The following is a 19,771-nucleotide window of genomic DNA, read 5'->3' as shown; positions in this document are numbered from 1 at the left end:
CCCGGAAGCTAAGCCTCACAGCGCCGATGGTACTGCAGGGGGGACCCTGTGGGAGAGTAGGACGCCGCCGAACTAATTTTAAAAGGAAAGCCCGGGCCGGGATACGGTCCGGGCTTTTCTGCGTTTAGGGGCCCGCCCATGGCCCGACCATCCGGTCAAAGGCGGCCGGCGGAGTGCCCGCCGCGGCCGGGAGATGGTGGACGTACGCGTCGAGGAGGCGGCGAGTGAGGCTGGGGGCGACGATCGCGTCGCCGGCAGCCACCGCACGGATGCCCGCGAGGAGTTCCTCCGGGAGCGCGTCCTTGATGAGGAAGCCGAAGGCGCCCGCGCGCAGGCCCGCGTACGCGTACTCGTCCATGCCGAAGGTCGTGAGGATGAGGATGCGCGGTCCTTCCGGCGGGCCGTCGTTCCCCGGAGTCCGTGCGATGATGCGGCGCGTGGCCTCGATGCCGTCCATGCCGGGCATGCGGATGTCCATCAGGACGACGTCGGGGGCGAGTTCGGGCGCGAGGCGGACGGCCTCCGCGCCCGTGCCTGCCTCGCCCGCGACCCGAAGGTCGTCCTGGCTCTCCAGGAGCATGCGGAAGCCGAAGCGCTGCATGGGCTGGTCGTCGACGATGAGGACGGTCGTCACGGAGTGGGCCCTTCCGGGGTCGGGATGCGGAGGCGTACCCGCCAGCCGCCGGCCGGTCGTGGTCCGGCCTCAAGTGCGCCTCGGTAGAGGGCCGTTCGCTCCCGCATGCCTGCGAGGCCGCGGCCGGTCCCCCGGCTGTCGGTGAGGGTGCCGCGGTCGGTGTCGGTGATGGTGAGGGTCACCGTGTCGGCGGCGTAGGAGACGAGGAGCTCGGAGGTGGCCGAAGGGCCGCCGTGCTTCAGGGTGTTGGTGAGGGCCTCCTGGACCACTCGGTACACCGTGGGTTCCAGACCCGCGGGCAGCGGAGCCGGTTCGCCCTCGACCTTCCTGAGGACCGGGAGCCCTGCCGAACGTACGCCTTCGAGCAGGGAGTCGAGGTCGTCGAGCGCGGGTGCTGGGGTGAACTCCGCGGAGGGCGTGGGGGCTTCCTCACCCAGTACGTCGAGGAGTCGGCGGAGCTCCGTGAGGGCCTGGCGGCTGGTGGTGGCGATGGCGGTGAGGGCCTGGCCCGCCCGTTCGGGGCTGCGGGCGGCAGCGTAGGAGCCGCCGTCGGCGAGGCCGGTGATGACGGAGAGGTTGTGACCGATGATGTCGTGCATCTCGCGGGCGATACGGGCGCGTTCGTCGGCGGCCGCGAGGCGGGCCTGTTGGTCGCTCTCGACTTCGAGTTGGCGGGCCCGTTCGACGAGGGACCGGGTGTAGTCCTGGCGGGAGCGGACGGCGATGCCCGCGAGGGTGACCAGCGCCAGGGACCACAGCTGCGGCACGATCAGTTGGTCCCAACTGCCGTGCGGGAAGCGGACGAAGCTCACGAGCATGGGCAGTACGGTCAGGGCCGCCGCCCCGCCGAGCGACCTCAGGGGCAGCCGCAGGGCGATGTTGAACACCACGACGAACTGGGCGAACGCGATATGTAGCCAGGCGCCCGTCCAGTTGCTGACCAGTGCCGTCGCCACCATCACCGCGAGTACTTCACGGCGCTCTGGACGGCGTCGTTGCTGATCATCTGGAGTACCTCGGGCAGGATCATGACGGCCCCGACGAACGCGCCGATCGCGGCCGGTGCGGAGCGGCACAGCGCGCCGAGGCCGAAGGCGATGAGGCTGAGGAGCGTGATGCCGGCGGCGTTGCCCGCGAGGGCGCGCAGCACGCCGGAGTCCGTGAGGGACAGGGCCTTGTCGCTGTCGGAGAGCCAGATCTGGGCGAGCAGGAACGTGCCGAGGTTGGTGGCGAAGGTGACCGTGAAGGCGACGGCCGTGAAGACGCCGGCCTTGGCCCACAGGACAGGCAGCCGGCGCGGGACCGCGGCCATCGTGGCGCGGACCAGGCCCGTCGAGTACTCGTTCGCGGTGATGAGGATGCCGAGGAGCTCCGCCGCGATGCCGAGGCGCTGGCCCATGCCGAGGGAGAAGCCCTTCACCCGCTTGTCCGCCACGTCGGTGAGGCCCGCGAGGTCGAGGATGTGCTCGACGCGGGAGCGCGGGATGCCGTGCGTGAGGGCGAGCGCCGTGAGGTGGTGGAAGGCGGTGCGGCCGGGGTGGACGGCCTTCGCCTCCAGGAGCGCGCCGACCTCGGTGAGCGGGGCCGGGTGGGTGGCGTAGACGCGGCCGCCGATCGTGGCGCGGCCCGCGGTCGGGGTGTCCAGGCCGAGCTGCATGCGCATGGTCGTGGACTTGCCCGCGCCGTTGGGGCCGAGGAAGCCGGTGACCGTGCCGGGCTCGACGGTGAAGGTGAGGTCGTCGACGACTGTCTTGCCGTTCCTGCCGCCGTAGCGTTTGGTGAGGCCGAGGGCTCGGATTGTCATGGTTGTACGGTGCCGTGGGCGGGGCCTCGCGGGCGTCGGACCGGGGCATCGAGCTGCGGAAATGCCGTAGTACCGGGGTACTACGGGCCCTTAGGGTGCGGATGCATGGACTATGTGATCAGGCCCGTGCGGGCCGACGAGTGGCGGGCCACGAGAGACCTGCGGCTCGCGGCGCTGCGGGACCCGGCGGCGCCGCTCGCGTATCTGGAGACGTACGAGGACGCGGTGGCGCAGCCGGACGAGTTCTGGCGGGGGCGCGCGGAGCGGGCGGCGCACGGGACGACGGCCTTGCAGTTCGTCGCGGAGTCCGGTGGGGCCGGCGAGGGCGGACGCTGGGACGGCAGCGTGGTGGTGCTCGTCGAGGAGGCGGGCGCCGCGGACTTCTTCGGGCAGCGCGTCGAGGCCCGGCAGGCGCAGTTCGTCGCGGTGTTCGTGCGGCCGGAGGCGCGTGGGACGGGCCTTGCGGAAGCCCTGTTCTCGGCGGCCGTGGAGTGGGCGTTCGGCCTTGAGGGTGTGACGCGGGTGCGGCTGTACGTCCATGAGGACAATCGGCGGGCCGAGGGGTTCTACCGGAAGTTCGGCTTCGTCCGTACGGGAGGGGCCGTGCCGAATCCGGGCGACCCCTCGAAGGCGGAGTGCGAGATGGAGCTCAAGCGCCACACGCCCTAGCTGTACGGGTGTTCCGCTCGGGCCGTGCGCAGGGCGTGGGCCCACCAGGACAGCTGGTCGAGCATGACCTTGGCGGCGCCGGCCGCGCCCTGCTCGTCGTGGGCCGGTCCGTCCTCGGTGAAGAGGCCGCCGTGGGCCCGGTGGAAGCTGACGCCGTCGCGGATCGTGGCGCAGTGCAACTCGGCGAAGACCAGGCGGAGTTGCTCCACGGCGCGGAGACCGCCGCCCACGCCGCCGTACGAGACGAAGCCGACGGGCTTGGCCTTCCACTCGTCGCGGTGCAGGTCGATGAAGTGCTTCAGGTGGGCCGGGAAGCTGTGGTTGTACTCGGGGGTGATCACCACGAAGGCGTCCGCGGCGTCCACGCGGGCGGCCAACTCGGTCTGGGCCGCGGTGGGTTCGTGGCCCCAGCCGGGGTGGGCCTCGGGGAGGTCCAGGTCGGTCAGGTCGATGACGTCGTAGCGGGTTTCGGGGGTGTGGTGCTCGGCCTGGGCCGTGAACCAGGTGCTCACCGTGGGGGCGAGGCGGCCGTCTCGGGTGGATCCGACGACGATCGCGATGCGGAGGGGGCGGGTCGGCTCGGAGTGGGGTTCGGTTGCCATGCCGGTAAAGTACAACGATGGTTGTAAGAAGTGCAACGGTCGTTGTACCTAGGTCTCTGTGCCTAGGCTGGAACGGGACGGCGTAGGACGGAGCGGCATGACACGGGAGTCGCGGCACACCCCGCGCAAGGGCACGGTCGAGAAGCGGCAGGCGCTGTTGCGCGGGGCGCGCACGGTCTTCGGTCGTGAGGGGTACGCGCGCGCGGGCATCGACGAGATCGCCGCCGAGGCGGGGGTCTCCACGCGCACGCTCTACAACCACTTCGGCGGCAAGGAGAACCTCTTCCGTGAGGTGCTCATCGACAGCGCCGAGAACGTGACGGGCGCTCATGTCGTGCTGATCGAGCGGTACTTGGGCCGAGTGGCGGACGTGGAGAAGGACCTGCTCGCGTTCGCCCGGGAGTGGGTGGGTCGGCGCGGTGACCATGAGCCGCACATGCTTCTCGTACGGCACGTCATCTCGGAGGGCCCGCATCTGCCTGCCGACGTCATCGAGGAGTGGCAGCGGATCGGCCCGCGGGCGACGGCTGGGGCGGTGCGTGCGGCGCTGTTGCGGCTCGGCGAGCAGGGGCACCTGGCGGTCGATGAGGCCAACTCCGCTGAGGCGGGGCGGCACTTCATGCTGCTGATCCCCGGGTCCGTCACGGTGGATACGTTCTTCGGGGTGGTGCCGATGGCGGCAGACGAGGTCGACGCGCGGGTGCGCAGCGGGCTCGCGGTGTTTCTGAGGCTGTACGGCCGTTAGGGCCTAGGGCAGCGGGAGTTCGGCGTCCGGCCAGCGTGTGCGGGCCTGTTCCCTGGACCGGATCAGGGCCAGGGTGACCAGGCCCCGGTCCGCCCCGGCGGTCAGCAGCTCCGGCAGTTGGGGAAGCGGAGCCACCGCCGCGACGTCGTCCAGGACGAGCGTCATTGGTGGGTCGAGCCGGCCGGCAGGTGACCGTGCGGCCACGCGGCGGCCGTGCTCGACCACGCTCGAGGCGAGGGCCGTGAGCAGGGGCATCGCGCCTGGCTGCCCCTTCGGGTCCTCGATGGGTTCACCGACCACATAAAGCGTGCCCCCTTCGTTCATGAAGGAATCCAGGGTGAGCGCATCCGTTCGGTTGGGTGTGCAGGCCTCGCGGATGTGGATCGTGAAGAGGGAGGACAGGGCGCGGGCGGTCAACTCCTGTGCCATGTCGCGGCGTTCGGGGTGCGAGGTGAGGGCGGCCTCGAGTTCGCCCGCGGTGCCGGCGGCTGCCTTCGGGTTCGTGCGGAGGATGCGTACGGCGTCCTGGACCTGGGTGCCCTGGGACCAGCGGTGGACGTGGCGAAACGGTTTGCCGTCGACGGCGGCGGCGTGCAGGTAGCTGCGGAGGAGGGTTTCGGCGGTTTCGGCGAGGGCGGAGTCGAGTTTGGCGGTGGGTCTTGTCGGGGCGAGGAGGGCGGTGGCGCGTTGGGCCGCGGTGTCCTTGTCGGTGCAGCCGGAGGACGGGTTCCAGTGCATGCGGGCAGGGGTGTCGCAGAGGTGGGTGGGGTCGTAGAGGAGGACGGGGCCGAGTTTGGCGCGGGCGTCCTTGGTTTCTGACCAGACCTCCGGTGCCGACGTGATGACGAGGGCCGGGCCCTCGGCGTCCTGGATTGCCTCTATGGCCAGGGGGTGGCGGGTGGCCGGGGGGCCGAGGTGGAGCGGGCGGGTCGGTGTTGCGGGAGCCGGGGTTGCGGTTGCGGGGCTCTGCCCCGGACCCCGCGCCTCAATCGCCGGCGGGGCTTGATTTGGCGGCCCCGTCCGCTCGCCGGCGAGTGGGTTCATTTCCAGCCCCGCCGTTGGACGAGAGCCAGCGGGGTCCGGGGCGGAGCCCCGCGGCCGCAACTCCGGCTCCCGTGCCGAAGGGACCGGCTTCCGCTCCTCGCGGCGACCCGCCCGGACCCCACGCCAGCGCGTGAAGGTTCCCGCTATGAAGATGGTCAGGACGACGAGGATCATCAGTTGGCCGATGACCAGGCCCCAGACGAGGCCGTAGCCGGAGAGTTCCGCCGTGGGGGTGTTCGGCCAGGCGCCGGGGATGTCGTGGGGGTGCGTGATCAGGGAGCGCAGGGCCAGCGGGGTGTGGCCGAAGGTCACGGCCGTGGGCCACGCGCCCTTCGTGAACAGGCCGGCCAGGCCTGTCGCCGACCACACCAGCACCGTCATGCCCAGGAGGAACGCGAGGATGCCGATGAGCAGCCCGTCGGGCACGCCGCCGCCCCGGCCGCCACGTCCCTCCCGGTAACCCCGCTCGTCCCGGTCGTAACCCCGCTGCATCCGGCGCCCCCGCTCGTCCCGCGTTCCTGTCATGCCACCGCTCACGCCACCGTGGACTCGGAGCCGCCGAAGCGCTGCTCCACGAACGCGGCGGCCCGTTCCTCCGCCTCGCGCTCGGCCGCGTGCAGGGCGTCGTCCACGAACTGCTCGCGCTCGAAGGACGTTTCGGTCATGGCCCGGTCGGTGAAGACCAAGGGCCGTTCCGTCTCGGTGACCAGGTGTTTGACCACCTGTACGTTGCCGTTGACGTCCCAGACGGCGATGCCCGGGGAGAGCGTCGGGATGATCTCGACGGCCCAGCGGGGCAGCCCGAGCACCCGGCCCGTGGCTCTCGCCTCGTCGGCCTTCTGGGCGTAGATCGTTCTCGTGGAGGCCATTTTGAGGATCGCGGCCGCTTCCTTCGCTGCCGCGCCGTCGACCACGTCGCTCAGGTGGTGGACGACCGCCACGAAGGACAGGCCGAGGCGACGGCCGAACTTCAGCAGCCGCTGAAAGAGCTGGGCCACGAACGGGCTGTTGATGATGTGCCAGGCCTCTTCGACCAGGAAGATGCGCTTTTTGCGGTCCGGCCTGATCCATGTGTGTTCCAGCCACACGCCGACGATCGCCATCAGGATCGGCATCGCGATCGAGTTCCGGTCGATGTGGGACAGGTCGAAGACGATCAGGGGGGCATCGAGGTCGATGCCGACCGTCGTCGGGCCGTCGAACATGCCGCGCAGGTCACCGTCGACGAGCCGGTCGATGACGAGCGCCACGTCCAGGCCCCAGGCCCGGACGTCCTCGAGCGCCACGTTCATGGCCTCCGCCGACTCCGGCTCCGGGTGGCGGAGCTGCTCGACGATGTCCATCAGGACCGGCTGCCGCTCGACGATCGTCTCGTTCACGTAGGCGTGCGCGACCTTCAGCGCGAAGCCGGAGCGCTCGTCGAGACCGTGGCCGAGCGCGACCTCGATGATCGTGCGGAGCAGCGCGAGCTGGCCCGTCGTCGTGATCGCCGGGTCGAGGGGGTTGAGGCGGATTCCCATGTCCAGGGCGGCCGTCGGGTCGAGCCGGATGGGAGTTATGCCCAGCTCCTCGGCGATGAGGTTCCATTCGCCGACGCCGTCCTCGCCCTGCGCGTCGAGGACGACGACCTGGCGGTCCTTGAACCTCAACTGCCGCAGTACGTACGTCTTCTCGAGCGCCGACTTGCCGTTTCCGGACTCGCCGAGGACCAGCCAGTGGGGGGCCGGAAGTTGCTGACCGTAGAGCTGGAAGGGGTCGTAGATGTAGCCCTTGCCGGAGTACACCTCGCGGCCGATGATCACGCCGGAGTCGCCGAGGCCGGGCGCGGCCGTCGGCAGATAGACGGCCTGCGCCTGCCCCGTCGACGTACGCACCGGAAGCCGGGTCGTCTCCACCTTCCCGAACAGGAACGCGGTGAAGGTATCGGTGAGAGCGGTCAGCGGATCCCGCATAGTGCAGCGCCTACCTTCCGGCCGGGGACTTGGCGGCGGACATCGGGAACATCGGGATCGGCGGGGTCATCGGCGGATGCCGGTGGCGAACGGCAGCGTGTTCACGAACGCCCGGTGGTGCTCGCGGTCGCACCACTCCAGCTTCAGGTACGACTTGCCCGCGGAGGCGCGGATGGTGCGCTTGTCGCGGGCGAGCGAGTCGGGGTTGCGGGAGGAGACCGTGATGTAGCCGACGAGGTTGACGCCCGCCGCCCCGCTCGCCAGGTCCTCGCCGCGCTGGTCGAGGCGGCCGTGGGCGGCGATGTCGCGGGGGTCGACCGTCCGGTTCATCTTGGCGGCGCGGGACGCCTCCGCCTCGTCGTTGGTCTTCTCGGTCAGCATCCGCTCGATGGCGACCTCGGTGGGTTCGAGGTCCATCGTCACCGCGACGGTCCGGATGACATCCGGGGTGTGGACGAGGAGCGGAGCCAGGAAGTTCACGCCCACCGGCGTCATCGGCCACTCCTTCACCCACGCCGTGGCGTGGCACCACGGCGCGCGCGTCGCCGACTCGCGCGTCTTGGCCTGGAGGAACGTCGGCTCCATGGCGTCGAGCTCGGCCGGCCAGGCGTTCCGCTTCGACATCGCCTGGATGTGGTCGATGGAGTGGTCCGGGTCGTACATGGAGTGGATCAGGGACGCGAGCCTGCCCTGCCCGAGCGGCTGCCGCACGCGGATGTCCGCCTCCTGCAACCGCGAGCAGATGTCGGTGAGTTCGCGCGCCATGACGACGGCGAGCCCGGCGTCCCTGTCGACCTTCTTGCCGCCCTTCGGGCGGGTGGCGCGGGCCATCGCGTTGGCCTCGGCGGCCAGGTCGCGCGTGTAGTGCATGCAGGCCACGAGGTACGCGCGGTGCTGCTCGCTGCTCGTCGAGACCATGGACTGGAGCTGGTCGTACGACTTCTGCAGCCAGCCCAGCGAGCGGTCGTCGCCGCGCACGGCGACGTCCTTGTTGTGCGCGTCGGGGTCGGCGGGGAGGGTGCGGGCCAGCATTTGCAGCCGGCTCACGAACCCGTCCCCGTTGGCGACGTGCTTGAGCAGTGTGCCGAACCGGTCGACCAGCGCCTCCTGGTCCTCCGAGTCGCGCAGCCCGACGCCGGGGCCCTCGATCTCGATGGCGGCGGTGACGGTGCGCCGGTCGGCGTGGAGCAGGACCGCGATCTCGTCGGGCCCGAACGGCGCGGCCAGCCACGTGAGCCTGCCGATGCCGGGGGGCGGGCCGATCTCGACCTCACGCCCGTCGAGCCGGGTGCCGGCCTCCATGGTGCGCGAACGGTAGGCGGTGCCGCGCTTGAGGGAGCGCTTGTAACTGCGGTTGATTTCGAACCACTTGTAGAAGGTGCGGTTCTTGTACGGGACGTAGACCGCGGCCAGCGCGAGCATCGGGAAGCCGGTGAGCAGCACGATGCGCAGCGACAGCACGGGGACGAGCAGTCCGCACATCATGCCGAGGAACGCGCCCACGACGATCATCGCGATCTCGCCGGACTCACGATTCTTGCCGACAATCGCGTTCGGCCGGGCGCGACCGATCAGATATGTACGGCGGGGCGTGACCGGAGGGGACACGTGGGACTGGGTCGTCAACGCCCTGCACCTCCTTGCCAGTTGCCGTTCTTGCCGGTGTTACCGCTGTTGCTCCCGCGGTCGTTGCTCGCGTGCGGGGTCTTCGTCGGGTTCGTACGGGGCGGGGATGCGGCGGAGGGGACAGTTCCGCCGCCTCCCCCTGACGCGGCCGAGCGCGAGCTGTGCGCGGCCACACCGCCGGACGCCGGGTTGGCGGGACGGGCCTGGGAAGCTCCGCCACCGCCCGAACCCCCGCCGTCCTGGCGGCTGCTGTGGGTTTTGATTCCTTGCGAGACGAGCGCCGCGGGGGAACTGATCACGGCGGCGGCCTTGCCCTCGGCCCCTTGCATGAGCCGGTTCTTGCGTACGTTGGCCATCTCGTCGCCGAAGCCGGGTACGAAGCGGTAGATCATGCCGCTCGCGAAGATGGCGAGCAGCACGATGGCGAGGCCGGACACGACCGCGGCCAGGGAGCCGGGCCCCTTGTCGCTGCTGGACAGCGCCCCCGCGAGGCCGAGGACGATCACGATGACCGGCTTCACGAGAATGACGGCGATCATGACGCCGACCCAGCGGCGCACGTGCCCCCACAGGTTCTTGTCGACGAGCCCCGCGTAGACGACGACGCCGAGCAGCGCGCCCACGTAGAGCAGGACGGCGCGCAGGTACAGCTCCAGGTAGAGCACGCCCGCCGCGACGATCGACACGAGCGACACGACGATCAGCATGATCGGCCCGCCGCCGATGTCGTCGCCCTTCTTCAGGGCCTCGGAGAACGTCCCGAAGAACGCGTCCGTCTGGTTCCCGGTGGCTTTCGCGAGGACGTCGGAGACACCGTCCGCCGCCGACACCACCGTGTAGAGGATCAGCGGGGTGAAGGCCGACGCGAGCACGGTGAGCCAGAGGAAGCCCACGGCCTCCGAGATCGCGGTCATCAGCGGTACGCCGCGCACGGCACGCTTGGCCACGGCGAGCAGCCACAGCACGAGCGTGAGGATCGTCGACGCGGCGAACACGACGGCGTACTGCTGGAGGAACTTCTGGTTGGTGAAGTCGACGGTGGCCGTCTTCTGCACGGCGTTGCTGAGCTGGTCGACGGTCCACGAGGCCGCCTCCGCGCAGCCCTTGGCGAGGCTGGAGAGGGGGTCGAGGGGGTTGGATACGTCGGGCGTCCCGCCGTCACCGGTGTTCTTGCCGGTGGCGTCGTTGCCGCGTTCGCAGTACTTCCTGGCGGCGCCGCGGATGAGGTCGCAGGGGTTGTCGGACGGGTCGGGCTCCGGGGCGGCCCACGCCCGGGAGGCCAGGAGGACCGCAGTGGCCTGCACGCCGGTGATCACGGCTGTGAGGGAGAGGGCGCGGCGTCGCCGGTTAGCGGGCATAGCTGAACCCTCCGTACTCCTGCACGGCCTTCGCCATGTCGTCGGCCGTGGAGGCCCGCTGGTCGCGGCCGACCGGGACGGGGCCGTCCTTCTGCGAGAAGTCCTCCACCTTCCAGTCACCGTCCACCCAGCGCAGCTTGTAGCTGTTCGTGTACCAGCTCTCGGACACCGGGTTCTGCGTGCCCTCGCCGGCGAGGCCGAACAGCGACGAGTACCAGATCGACACGGTCGCCGCGCCGTCCTTGTAGGCAGTCGCCTTGGTGCCGACCGGGATGACCCGGGAGACGAACGTGCTGCCCTTCGGCGCGGAGCCGCTCTTGTCGAGGCCGATGCCCGTCAGGAAGCTCTCGCTGGAGTACACCTTGTCGAGATCGCCCCGCCGGGCGTCGGCGGCCGACGGCGTATAGACGTCGTCGACGATGCCGTCTCGTTTCGCCTTGTCGAACATGTCGGCCGAACCGAGCTGAACCGCATAGTTGGCGGCAGCCGATTGCGCTCCCTGTTCGTCGTGGGCGAATCCGGAGGACACCGGTTTCGAGCCGGTCGGGGCCGTGGGGGCCGCCGCCGGCTTCGTACCGGGGGAGTCGCCACCGACGGAGGCGTCGTCGCCGCGGTTCGCGAAGGCGATCGCCGCGATGAGGAGCACCACCACGCCGACCACGGTCACCAGGGACCGGGACGGTGAACGTCCCGGTCTGCGGGCGCCGGGGTCCTCCGGGAGCCGCGTCCGGGTCTGCCCGGAGCCCCCGTAGAGCTCGTCGTCCTGCGGACCGTCGGAACTCATCGCGCGCACGCCCCCTCAACCTTTCGCCGAACCACCGCGTACGACGGTAGCCGTGCTGGTTTCCGCGCGGGCGCGGTGTGGTGACTCGACATCAGGGAGACGCAACCTCAGCGGAGAGCTAGATCAGCGGGGAGCTAGACGGCCATGCCGTACACGATGGTGAACAGCGTGCCGAGTGAGCCGATGATGAACACCCCGGTCAGGCCCGCGATGATCAGACCCTTGCCCTGCTCGGCGCTGAAGGTGTCGCGCAGGGCGGTCGCCCCGATCCGTTGCTTGGCCGCGCCCCAGATCGCGATGCCGAGGCACAGCAGGATGGCGACGGCCATCACCACCTCGACCATCACGCGTGCCTCGTTGCCCAGGGTCCCGAACGGGCCCCAGTCCGGGGCGATCCCGCCGATGATGGTGGAGATGTCGCCCTTTTCGGCTGCCAGCAGCATGTGTAACTCACCGCCCCACGTGGGTAGTTCTGTCGCCTCTGCCGCAGCGCAGAGGTCAGACCCATTCTTGCCCAGATTGGCTCCGATGCCTGCACACTTGGCGCCATTCCTTGGCCGAGTTCCTACGGTCCCATGCCTGGGGACCGCCCCGGAGGGGCGGTTCCGGATGCGAAGGAACGTACGGTTACTCTGTGTATCATGCCTGGTCACGCCGGGCAATGAAGGCTGGTCGAGGACAGTTCGGGGCAGTCTCCGACGGCGTAGCGGTCCCGCCCGTAAACTGACTCCCCCGTGGCGAAGGGTGGTTGACGGTGCGTAAGGCGTGGATGCTCGCGGGCTCGGCCGTCGCCGGGGGGACCGGGTTCATGGCGTTGCTCGTGTTCGGGACGTACATGGCGGCGGGGAGTCTGAGCAGCGGGGTCGGCCAGGGGGCCGTGGGGCTGGCGAAGGGCGCGGTGCCTGCCGCGTATCAGCCACTCGTACAGAAGTGGGGCAATCTCTGCCCCGCCATCAATCCGGCGCTGCTGGCCGCGCAGCTCTACCAGGAGAGCGGGTTCAACCCGAAGGCGTCGTCGCCGGCCAAAGCGTACGGCATCGCGCAGTTCATCAGCGGCACCTGGGCCGCGCACGGGGTGGACGGGGACGGGGACGGGGACCGCGACATCTGGGACCCCAACGACGCGATCCCGTCCGCCGCTTCGTACGACTGCAAGCTCGCCTCGTACGTGAAGGACGCGCCCGGCGACAAGACGAAGAACATGCTCGCCGCGTACAACGCGGGTTCCTACGCGGTCATCAAGTACGGGGGAGTGCCGCCGTACCGCGAGACGCAGAACTACGTGAAGGTCATCACGACGCTCGAGGAGTCCTTCGCGAAGCCCGTCGGGCGCGTGCAGCCCTCGCAGCAGGCCGCGGCCGCGATCTATTTCGCGCAGAAGAAGCTCGGCACCCCTTACCTGTGGGGCGGCAACGGCACGGCGGACCAAGATGGCCGATTCGATTGCTCGGGGCTGACCAAGGCCGCGTACGAGTCGGTGGACATCGAGCTGCCGCGCGTGGCCAACGACCAGTACAACGCCGGGCCGCATCCGAAGCGGGACGAGCTGCTTCCCGGGGACCTCGTGTTCTTCTCCCACGACCTCCAGAACAGCCGGGCCATTCACCACGTGGGCCTTTACGTGGGTGGCGGGTACATGATCGACGCGCCGCGGACCGGTGCGGTCATCCGCTTCGACCCCATCGACACCGCTGACTACTTCGGCGCGACCCGCGTCACGGAGGACGGCGCGAGGGCGCTGCCGAGCGGCTCGCCGGAGGTCTGAGTCGGCCGACGCGGAGTGTGGGTTGGCTGGAACTCTCTGTGAGAGGCGTGGCCCTGAGCTGCGGGTTTGTGTCTCTCTTCGATAACGTCTGGGTGATCGTTCGGTGGAGTGTGGAACGTAGAGGGTGAGATCGTGCGTTCCTCTTGCTGAATCGAAAACAACCACGGGGGTGGCTGAAGACGAAGGGGCCGCTGAACTATGGCTGGACTCGTGGCACTCGACGCGCCCGCGACATCCGGATCCAACCCCGACGTCACGCTGCTCTACGACATCAACGGCCTGGCCGATGACGCTCCCCGCTGGTTCGACCGGGCCATGGAGTTCGTCGGGGAGTACGGGATCCTGCTCGCGCTCGTGCTCGTCGTGCTGTGGTGCTGGTGGGGTGCGAGGAAGCGTGGGTCGCTCGACGACGCCGCGTCCTCCGTGGCCGCCGTGGTGTGGGCGCCGCTCGCGGCCGGTGTCGCCCTCCTCGTGAACGTGCCGATCCGGTCCTTCGTCGAGCGGCCGCGGCCGTTCGTGGACCACGACGGGCTCGAGATTCTGGTCAAGGGGAAGACGGACTTCTCGTTCGTCAGCGATCACGCGACGTTGGCGATGGCCATCGGGGCGGGTCTCTTCATCGCCCACCGCAAGCTTGGGCTCGCCGCCATAGGGCTGGCCGTGCTCGAGGGGTTCTGCCGGGTCTTCATGGGTGTGCACTATCCGACGGACGTCGTCGGCGGGTTCGCGCTCGGGACGGCTGTCGCGCTGCTGCTTTCGCCGCTGGCCTCGGCGTTGCTCACTCCGTTGGTGCGGGCTGTCGGGCGGTCGGCCGGGTGGGTTTCGCGGCTTGTGTGGGCGCCTGGTTCGGTGCCGGAGGCGGTGGATTTCGCCGAGTCGAGCGATTCGGCTGAGCCGGCGGAGGAGCGGGACCTGGCGGCGTAGCTGCGGTCGACCGTCCCCACGCCTCGGGGCTCCGCCCCGGACCCCGCGCCTCAAACGCCGGCGGGGCTGAAAAGACCGCCTCAATCGCCGGCGGGGCTGGAGATGCCTCCATCGCCGACAGGGCTGGAAAGGCCTGCTCAATCGCCGCAGGGGCTTGGTGGATCAAGCCCCGCCGAGCTGAACTATCCAGCCCCACCGGCGATTGAGGCGATCCAGCCCCGCCGGCGATCGACCTATCCAGCCCCGCCGGCGATTGAGGCGCGGGGTCCGGGGCGGAGCCCCCAAGTGTTACAGGGACTGTGGGAAGTCGAAGAAGCCCGACGGGTCGTATGCGTGCTTGATCTTGGTCAGGCGGGGTGTCGCGTCGCCGTAGTAGGACCGCTTCCAGTTCTTCAGGGACGCATCCGCGTAGTTCTGGTAGGCCGAGCCCGAGGCGTACGGGCGCATCGCCGCGTGGGCCGAGGACAGCCAACTACGGGCGGCACCGCCGGAGGCATTCGGCTGCCACGACACGATGTACTGCGCGAGCATCCGTGAGCGGCGGTGGACGAAGGCCGTGGCCGTCGGGTCGACGCGGTTGATCGCGCCGCCGAGCGCCGTGAGCGCCACCGAGCCGGCGCCGGACGTGATGTTCTCCAGCTGCTTCAGGAGCGTGCGCACGCCCGCGTCCGAGAGGTCCCGGTCGAAGAAGTCGGAGGCGGCCGCGTACGTTTCGCGCTGGAGCGCGCCCGCCGAGTCGCGGCCGGGCGTGGCGCCGGGGAGGTGGCACTGCTCGTCGTTCGCGAAGGCCGAGCAGCCCGCGTACACCTCCATCGACTCCTCGTACGAGCGGCGCTTGAGGGAGACCGAGGTGGCCGGGCCCGGACCGCCGGGGCCGTCGGCGAGGCGGTCGACCGCGTTCTGCAGCTCCGTGTACGTACCGAGGGAGAACGCGGCGACCGAGACCGTCGGGTTGCCGCCGGGCGCGCCCGCGATGTGCAGAGAGGACCAGATCTCGTCGGCCTGGTCGGGGCCCCACTTCTGCCACGCCTTGAGCACCTTCGCCGCCTTCGACCAGGGCCAGCTCATGTACGCGGACACGCCCTGCGGCGCGGGGTGGGTCTTGAAGCGGAGCTCCGTCACCACACCGAACTGGCCGTTCCCGGCGCCGCGCAGTGCCCAGAAGAGGTCCTTCTCGGAGGTCTTGTTCGCGGTCAGCTCCCTGCCGTCGGCCGTGATGACTGTGGCCTGCGTCAGGCTGTCGCAGGTGAGGCCGTAGGCCCGCGACACGACGCCGTGGCCGCCGCCGAGCGTGAGGCCCGAGACGCCGACCGTGGGGCAGGATCCCGCCGGTATCGTGACGCCCTTCGCCGTCAGCGCCCGGTAGACGTCGATGAGCTTCGCGCCCGCGCCGACCACCGCCTCGGATCCGGACGAGCGGACGGACTTCATCCGGGAGACGTCGAGTATCAGGTGGCCGTCGCCGGAGGACCAACCCGCGTACGAGTGGCCCCCGTTGCGTATGGAGAGCGGGACCTTGTGCGCGCGGGCGTACGCGAGGGTCGTGCGGATGTCGTCGGGCCCCTCGACGTACGCGACGGCGCGCGGCTTCAACGCATCGAAGCGGGTGTTGTAGAGCTGGCGGGCCGCCGCCCAGGAGGACTCACCGGGGCGGACGAGGGAGCCGTCGAGATCCTTGGCGAGCCCGGCGAGGTTCGTCGCGGCCCGCACCGTGCTGGAGGCGCTCGCGCTGGTGGAGCGGATCGGGGTGGAAGAACCGGCCGCGGTCCCGCCCGTTGAGCCGGAGCCCGAGCCGGAACCGGCACCCGAGCCGGAGCAGGCGGTCACCGCGCCGCCCACGGTGAGTGCCGCGGCCGATGCCGTGATGAAGGTGCGGCGTTCCATGTGGTTGTCTCCCTCGGCCACCCGTTCGCTTCCCGAGGTACGAGACGTCATCCGGGAGCCGTGGGTTCCGTCAGGCGTCCGGGCCCGCCGAGCCGAGATGGTCGTCCGCGTCCGAACGGGCCTTGCTCCGCGCCCTCCTGGCAGGGCCCCGCCAGCCGCAGCTGCACCGGGCCAGGCAGAAACGTCCCTGTTCCACGACGGTGGTCGTATGCGAATGCTGCTGTTGTGCCACGCGGCCACGGTAGCGACTCCATGTAAAGCCCCCGTTCGCGTGACGGTCGACCCTACTCGTCGTTAACCCCGACGACGAGGTGGCCGCACACGCACGGACAGGCATGGGGGTCGGACCAGCGATGGTGGTGCAGCAGCACGGGAGCGCGGCCGCTTCGGCACGGGCGGCGGTGGCGGCTGTCGCGGTGGCGTCGGTGGTGGTGGGCGTCGGCGGGTGCGGTGGCGGCGCCGCGGGCGGGGAGCGGAACGCGGACCCGACGCAGACCGTGCGCAAGGCGGCCGACCGGCTGGTCCGCGAGGGCAGTTCACACGCGCGTACGTCGATGGAGATGGCCAGCGGCGGGACCCGCGTCACCATCCACGGCGAGGGCGTCTACGACTACCGCAAGGGCATCGGCGAGCTGCGGGTGCGGCTTCCGCAGGACGCGGCGGGCGACGAGGAGCACCGGCCGATCACCGAACTGCTCGCGCCCGGCGCCCTTTACATGAAGAACCGGGGCGCCGGCGTCCCCGCCGACAAGTGGGTGCGCGTCGACATCACGGCGTTGACGGACGGGAACCTGGTCACCGGCGGCGCCACCGACCCGCTCGCCGCGGCCGAACTGCTGCGCGGCGCACGGAATGTGACGGAGCAGGGCGAGAAGGACATCGCGGGCGTGCCCACCCGGCACTACAAGGGGGACGTGGAGCTGGGCGTCGCGGCGAAGGCCGCTTCCGCGACGCAGAGGACGGCGCTCGCGGCGGCGGCGAAAGGGTTCCGCGAGGGGCGGGTGCCGTTCGACGTCTACGTCGACGACGAGGGCCTCGTCCGTAAGGTCGTGCACCGGTTCAGCTTCGCCAACGGGCAGCCGGGGAAGGACGTGGCCGTGACGTCGACGACCCTGTACCGGGGGTTCGGGAAGCCGGTGAAGGTGCGGCTTCCGGCCAAGGGGGACATCTTCGCGGGGAAGGTCGCCGAGCCGGGACCGTAGGGCCGCCGCTTGTCCTGTCGCCCGTCCCGTCGCCCGTTTCGGCACCCGGCCGTAGGCCTGTCGGGGGCCGGAAATGGTTCTTCCGTGCCATGCGCGGGGCGTGAGCCGGTCCCTACTCTAGGAAGTCGGCCATTGCGGCCATCGGCTGTTGGTCACGCGGCAGGAAGAGGTGATGAACGTGGCTCCCGTGGGTGGTACGGCGGTTCAGGACCACGTCGCCCTCGCCGAGATCGAGCTGTGCGGTGAGTTGATCATCGCGGCGTCCGCCGTCTCCGAGGGGCGGCTCAGCGTGGGCCGGATCGACGAGGTGCTGCGGGTCGCCGAGGTATTGCCCGGCGGACCGGAGGGCGACCGGAACTGAGCGGAAAGAACGAGAAGAGCAAGAAGGTGGGGACGCCGAGTGCGGCGTCCCCACCTTCTCGTAGGAGTACGGGTGTGACGGGTACGGCGGGTGCTCAGGTGCGCAGCAGGCGTGCGATCGCCTTGGTGGCCTCTTCGACCTTCTCGTCGATCTCGGTCCCGCCCTTGAGCGCGGCGTCGGCGACGCAGTGCCGCAGGTGCTCCTCCAGGAGCTGGAGCGCGAAGGACTGCAGTCCCTTCGTGGAGGCCGACACCTGCGTGAGTATGTCGATGCAGTAGACGTCCTCTTCCACCATCCGCTGCAGGCCGCGGATCTGACCCTCGATCCGGCGCAGCCGCTTGAGGTGTTGGTCCTTCTGGTGGTGGTACCCGTGGATGCCGCGGTCGTGGTCGGTCACGATCTCGGCATCGTCCGGCACAGTCTGCTGTTCCGTCTGCGTCGCGTCGGTCGTCATCGCTTCCGTCCTCCCGTGGTTCTCCCATACCCCCTGTGGGTATATGGTACCGGATTTTCCAAGGATCGTGCCGGTTCGTCCCGGCTCGACCGGGCCCAGTGCTGATCACTGTGCCTGATGGGCGACACTGGGGAGACGCCGGTTAGCCGTGGCCGGATGATGCGCCTAGCATCAGCCTGACCGAATCCAAAGCACCCCGAGGACCCCACGTGCGCTTTCGTCTGACCCCCAGGGAGACGAGCTTCTACGACATGTTCGCCGCGTCCGCGGACAACATCGTCACGGGCTCGAAGCTCCTGATGGAACTGCTCGGGGCGGATTCCTCCGCCCGGGCCGAGATCGCGGAGCGGATGCGGGCAGCCGAACACGCCGGTGACGACGCCACCCACGCGATCTTCCACCAACTCAACTCCTCGTTCATCACGCCGTTCGACCGCGAGGACATCTACAACCTCGCGTCGTCCCTCGACGACATCATGGACTTCATGGAGGAGGCCGTCGACCTGGTCGTCCTGTACCAGGTCGAGGAGCTTCCCAAGGGTGTGGAGCAGCAGGTCGAGGTCCTGGCCCGGGCGGCCGAGCTGACCGCGGAGGCCATGCCGAACCTGCGCACCATGGACAACCTCACCGAGTACTGGATCGAGGTCAACCGCCTGGAGAACCAGGCCGACCAGATCCACCGCAAGCTGCTGGCTCAGCTCTTCAACGGCAAGTACGACGCCATGGAAGTTCTGAAGCTCAAGCAGATCGTCGATGTGCTGGAAGAGGCGGCCGACGCCTTCGAGCACGTGGCCAACACGGTGGAGACCATCGCCGTGAAGGAGTCCTGACCGGCTCATGGACACCTTCTCCCTGATCGTGACGATCGGCGTCGCGCTTGGATTCACGTATACGAACGGTTTCCACGACTCCGCCAACGCCATCGCCACTTCTGTCTCCACGCGCGCGCTGACGCCGCGTGCGGCGCTCGCCATGGCCGCTGTGATGAACCTCGCCGGTGCCTTCCTCGGCAGCGGTGTCGCCAAGACGGTGAGCGAGGGGATCATCGCGACCCCCGTCGGCGACAAGGGGATGGGGATTCTCTTCGCGGCGCTCGCGGGCGCGATCGTGTGGAACCTCGTCACCTGGTACTTCGGTCTTCCTTCTTCGTCTTCGCACGCCCTGTTCGGTGGCATGGTGGGCGCCGCCCTCGCGGGCGGGACCACGGTCTACTGGTCGGGGGTGTGGGAGAAGATCGTCGTCCCGATGTTCACCTCGCCCGTGATCGGGCTCGTCGTCGGTTACCTCGTGATGACGCTCATCATGTGGCTCTTCCGGCGCTCCAACCCGCACAAGGCCAAGCGCGGATTCCGTATCGCGCAGACCGTCTCGGCGGCGGGCATGGCGCTCGGCCACGGTCTCCAGGACGCGCAGAAGACCATGGGCATCGTGGTCATGGCGCTCGTCATCGGCGGCCACGAGAGCTTCGAGGACCCGATTCCGGTCTGGGTCAAGATCGTGTGCGCCCTGATGCTGTCGCTCGGTACGTACGCGGGTGGCTGGCGGATCATGCGGACGCTCGGGCGCAAGATCATCGAGCTGGATCCGCCGCAGGGGTTCGCGGCGGAGACGACGGGGGCGTCGATCATGTTCGGGTCGGCGTTCCTGTTCCACGCGCCGATCTCCACGACGCATGTGATCACTTCGGCGATCATGGGTGTGGGGGCCACGAAGCGGGTGAACGCCGTGCGGTGGGGTGTTGCGAAGAACATCATCCTGGGGTGGTTCATTACGATGCCGGCCGCCGCGCTTGTCGCTGCCGCGTCGTATGGGGTTATTTGGCTGGCCTTCGGCTAGGCGGTCGGCCGTGGTCGAGGCCGCGGGGCTCTGCCCCGGACCCCGCGCCTCAAACGCCGGCGGGGCTGGAAATGCCTGCTCAATCGCCGCAGGGGCTTGAATTGTGAAAAGGCCCGCCCCCTCTCGG

General features: G+C 69.7%; 19 protein-coding genes, 1 rRNA gene and 1 pseudogene. 9 read left to right on the top strand and 12 right to left on the bottom strand.

All coding sequences use genetic code 11. From position 1 onward, the window contains the following. A 5S ribosomal RNA gene (gene rrf, locus ABT004_RS36445) occupies nt 1-73 on the top strand; the annotation flags it as partial. Nucleotides 74-175: 102 nt separating this feature from the next. Here the strand turns inward: rrf and ABT004_RS30890 are convergent. The 3 genes and pseudogenes from ABT004_RS30890 to ABT004_RS30880 form a co-directional block, all read right to left on the bottom strand. Beyond that, a pseudogene (locus ABT004_RS30890) lies at nt 176-634 on the bottom strand (response regulator); the annotation flags it as partial. Further along, nucleotides 631-1,593: a sensor histidine kinase gene (locus ABT004_RS30885; protein WP_451193118.1), complete on the bottom strand. Its 963-nt coding sequence runs from the start codon at nt 1,591-1,593 to the stop codon at nt 631-633. The gene ABT004_RS30885 and the pseudogene ABT004_RS30890, both read right to left, overlap by 4 nt. Further along, on the bottom strand, nt 1,593-2,438 hold the full coding sequence (locus tag ABT004_RS30880; RefSeq protein ID WP_351343234.1) for an ATP-binding cassette domain-containing protein: 846 nt from the start codon (nt 2,436-2,438) through the stop codon (nt 1,593-1,595). Before ABT004_RS30880 ends, ABT004_RS30885 begins: the two co-directional genes overlap by 1 nt. A gap of 105 nt (nt 2,439-2,543) precedes the next feature. Between ABT004_RS30880 and ABT004_RS30875 the strand changes: the two genes are divergently transcribed. Beyond that, entirely contained in the window at nt 2,544-3,107 is a 564-nt protein-coding gene (locus tag ABT004_RS30875; RefSeq protein WP_351343232.1) for a GNAT family N-acetyltransferase, read from the top strand. Here the strand turns inward: ABT004_RS30875 and ABT004_RS30870 are convergent. Next, a complete protein-coding gene (locus ABT004_RS30870) occupies nt 3,104-3,709 on the bottom strand; it encodes an NADPH-dependent FMN reductase (RefSeq protein ID WP_351343230.1) in 606 nt (201 codons plus the stop codon). The two genes, ABT004_RS30875 and ABT004_RS30870, sit on opposite strands and share 4 nt — an antisense overlap. A 97-nt stretch (nt 3,710-3,806) precedes the next feature. Between ABT004_RS30870 and ABT004_RS30865 the strand changes: the two genes are divergently transcribed. Further along, the gene (locus ABT004_RS30865) at nt 3,807-4,454 is read left to right on the top strand and encodes a TetR/AcrR family transcriptional regulator (RefSeq protein WP_351343228.1); all 648 of its coding nucleotides are present in this window, start codon (nt 3,807-3,809) and stop codon (nt 4,452-4,454) included. A gap of 3 nt (nt 4,455-4,457) precedes the next feature. Here ABT004_RS30865 and ABT004_RS30860 read toward each other — a convergent pair whose 3' ends face one another. The 6 genes from ABT004_RS30860 to ABT004_RS30835 form a co-directional block, all read right to left on the bottom strand. Further along, nucleotides 4,458-5,990 (bottom strand): type IV secretory system conjugative DNA transfer family protein, encoded by a 1,533-nt coding sequence (locus ABT004_RS30860; RefSeq protein WP_351343235.1) that lies wholly within the window; start codon nt 5,988-5,990, stop codon nt 4,458-4,460. A gap of 41 nt (nt 5,991-6,031) precedes the next feature. Further along, entirely contained in the window at nt 6,032-7,450 is a 1,419-nt protein-coding gene (locus tag ABT004_RS30855) for an ATP-binding protein (protein ID WP_351343226.1), read from the bottom strand. Nucleotides 7,451-7,516: 66 nt separating this feature from the next. Beyond that, entirely contained in the window at nt 7,517-9,076 is a 1,560-nt protein-coding gene (locus ABT004_RS30850) for an SCO6880 family protein (RefSeq protein WP_351343225.1), read from the bottom strand. Beyond that, nucleotides 9,073-10,434, bottom strand: a complete 1,362-nt coding sequence (locus tag ABT004_RS30845; RefSeq protein WP_351343223.1) for a hypothetical protein — start codon at nt 10,432-10,434, stop codon at nt 9,073-9,075. Before ABT004_RS30845 ends, ABT004_RS30850 begins: the two co-directional genes overlap by 4 nt. Then, nucleotides 10,424-11,218 (bottom strand): DUF8175 domain-containg protein, encoded by a 795-nt coding sequence (locus ABT004_RS30840; protein WP_351343221.1) that lies wholly within the window; start codon nt 11,216-11,218, stop codon nt 10,424-10,426. Before ABT004_RS30840 ends, ABT004_RS30845 begins: the two co-directional genes overlap by 11 nt. Before the next feature lie 134 nt (nt 11,219-11,352). Next, nucleotides 11,353-11,661, bottom strand: a complete 309-nt coding sequence (locus ABT004_RS30835) for a DUF8827 family protein (RefSeq protein ID WP_351343219.1) — start codon at nt 11,659-11,661, stop codon at nt 11,353-11,355. 305 nt (nt 11,662-11,966) lie between these two features. Between ABT004_RS30835 and ABT004_RS30830 the strand changes: the two genes are divergently transcribed. Both ABT004_RS30830 and ABT004_RS30825 read left to right on the top strand, forming a co-directional pair. Next, nucleotides 11,967-12,983: a C40 family peptidase gene (locus ABT004_RS30830; protein ID WP_351343217.1), complete on the top strand. Its 1,017-nt coding sequence runs from the start codon at nt 11,967-11,969 to the stop codon at nt 12,981-12,983. A 198-nt stretch (nt 12,984-13,181) separates the two neighbouring features. Beyond that, on the top strand, nt 13,182-13,907 hold the full coding sequence (locus ABT004_RS30825) for a phosphatase PAP2 family protein (protein WP_351343216.1): 726 nt from the start codon (nt 13,182-13,184) through the stop codon (nt 13,905-13,907). Between the two features lie 288 nt (nt 13,908-14,195). Here the strand turns inward: ABT004_RS30825 and ABT004_RS30820 are convergent, their stop codons facing one another. Continuing rightward, a complete protein-coding gene (locus ABT004_RS30820) occupies nt 14,196-15,791 on the bottom strand; it encodes an FAD-binding oxidoreductase (RefSeq protein WP_351343215.1) in 1,596 nt (531 codons plus the stop codon). 335 nt (nt 15,792-16,126) lie between these two features. Here ABT004_RS30820 and ABT004_RS30815 point away from each other — a divergent pair, with 335 nt between their 5' ends. Together ABT004_RS30815 and ABT004_RS30810 are read left to right on the top strand one after the other, a co-directional pair. Next, nucleotides 16,127-16,993, top strand: a complete 867-nt coding sequence (locus tag ABT004_RS30815) for an SCO4651 family lipoprotein (protein ID WP_351343213.1) — start codon at nt 16,127-16,129, stop codon at nt 16,991-16,993. Between the two features lie 172 nt (nt 16,994-17,165). After that, entirely contained in the window at nt 17,166-17,354 is a 189-nt protein-coding gene (locus ABT004_RS30810) for a hypothetical protein (RefSeq protein ID WP_351343211.1), read from the top strand. Nucleotides 17,355-17,448: 94 nt separating this feature from the next. On the opposite strand, the gene ABT004_RS30805 is transcribed toward ABT004_RS30810, so the two are convergent. After that, nucleotides 17,449-17,808: a metal-sensitive transcriptional regulator gene (locus tag ABT004_RS30805; RefSeq protein ID WP_351343210.1), complete on the bottom strand. Its 360-nt coding sequence runs from the start codon at nt 17,806-17,808 to the stop codon at nt 17,449-17,451. Nucleotides 17,809-18,017: 209 nt separating this feature from the next. Between ABT004_RS30805 and ABT004_RS30800 the strand changes: the two genes are divergently transcribed. Together ABT004_RS30800 and ABT004_RS30795 are read left to right on the top strand one after the other, a co-directional pair. After that, the gene (locus tag ABT004_RS30800; protein ID WP_351343208.1) at nt 18,018-18,638 is read left to right on the top strand and encodes a DUF47 domain-containing protein; all 621 of its coding nucleotides are present in this window, start codon (nt 18,018-18,020) and stop codon (nt 18,636-18,638) included. Nucleotides 18,639-18,645: 7 nt separating this feature from the next. Beyond that, a complete protein-coding gene (locus ABT004_RS30795; RefSeq protein ID WP_351343207.1) occupies nt 18,646-19,644 on the top strand; it encodes an inorganic phosphate transporter in 999 nt (332 codons plus the stop codon). Nucleotides 19,645-19,771 lie beyond the last annotated feature (127 nt).

This window comes from Streptomyces sp. NPDC002790 (assembly GCF_040295505.1).
Classification (GTDB): domain Bacteria; phylum Actinomycetota; class Actinomycetes; order Streptomycetales; family Streptomycetaceae; genus Streptomyces.
The sequence above is the reverse complement of the archived record's forward strand: the minus strand, read 5'-3'. Positions and strand labels throughout refer to the sequence as shown.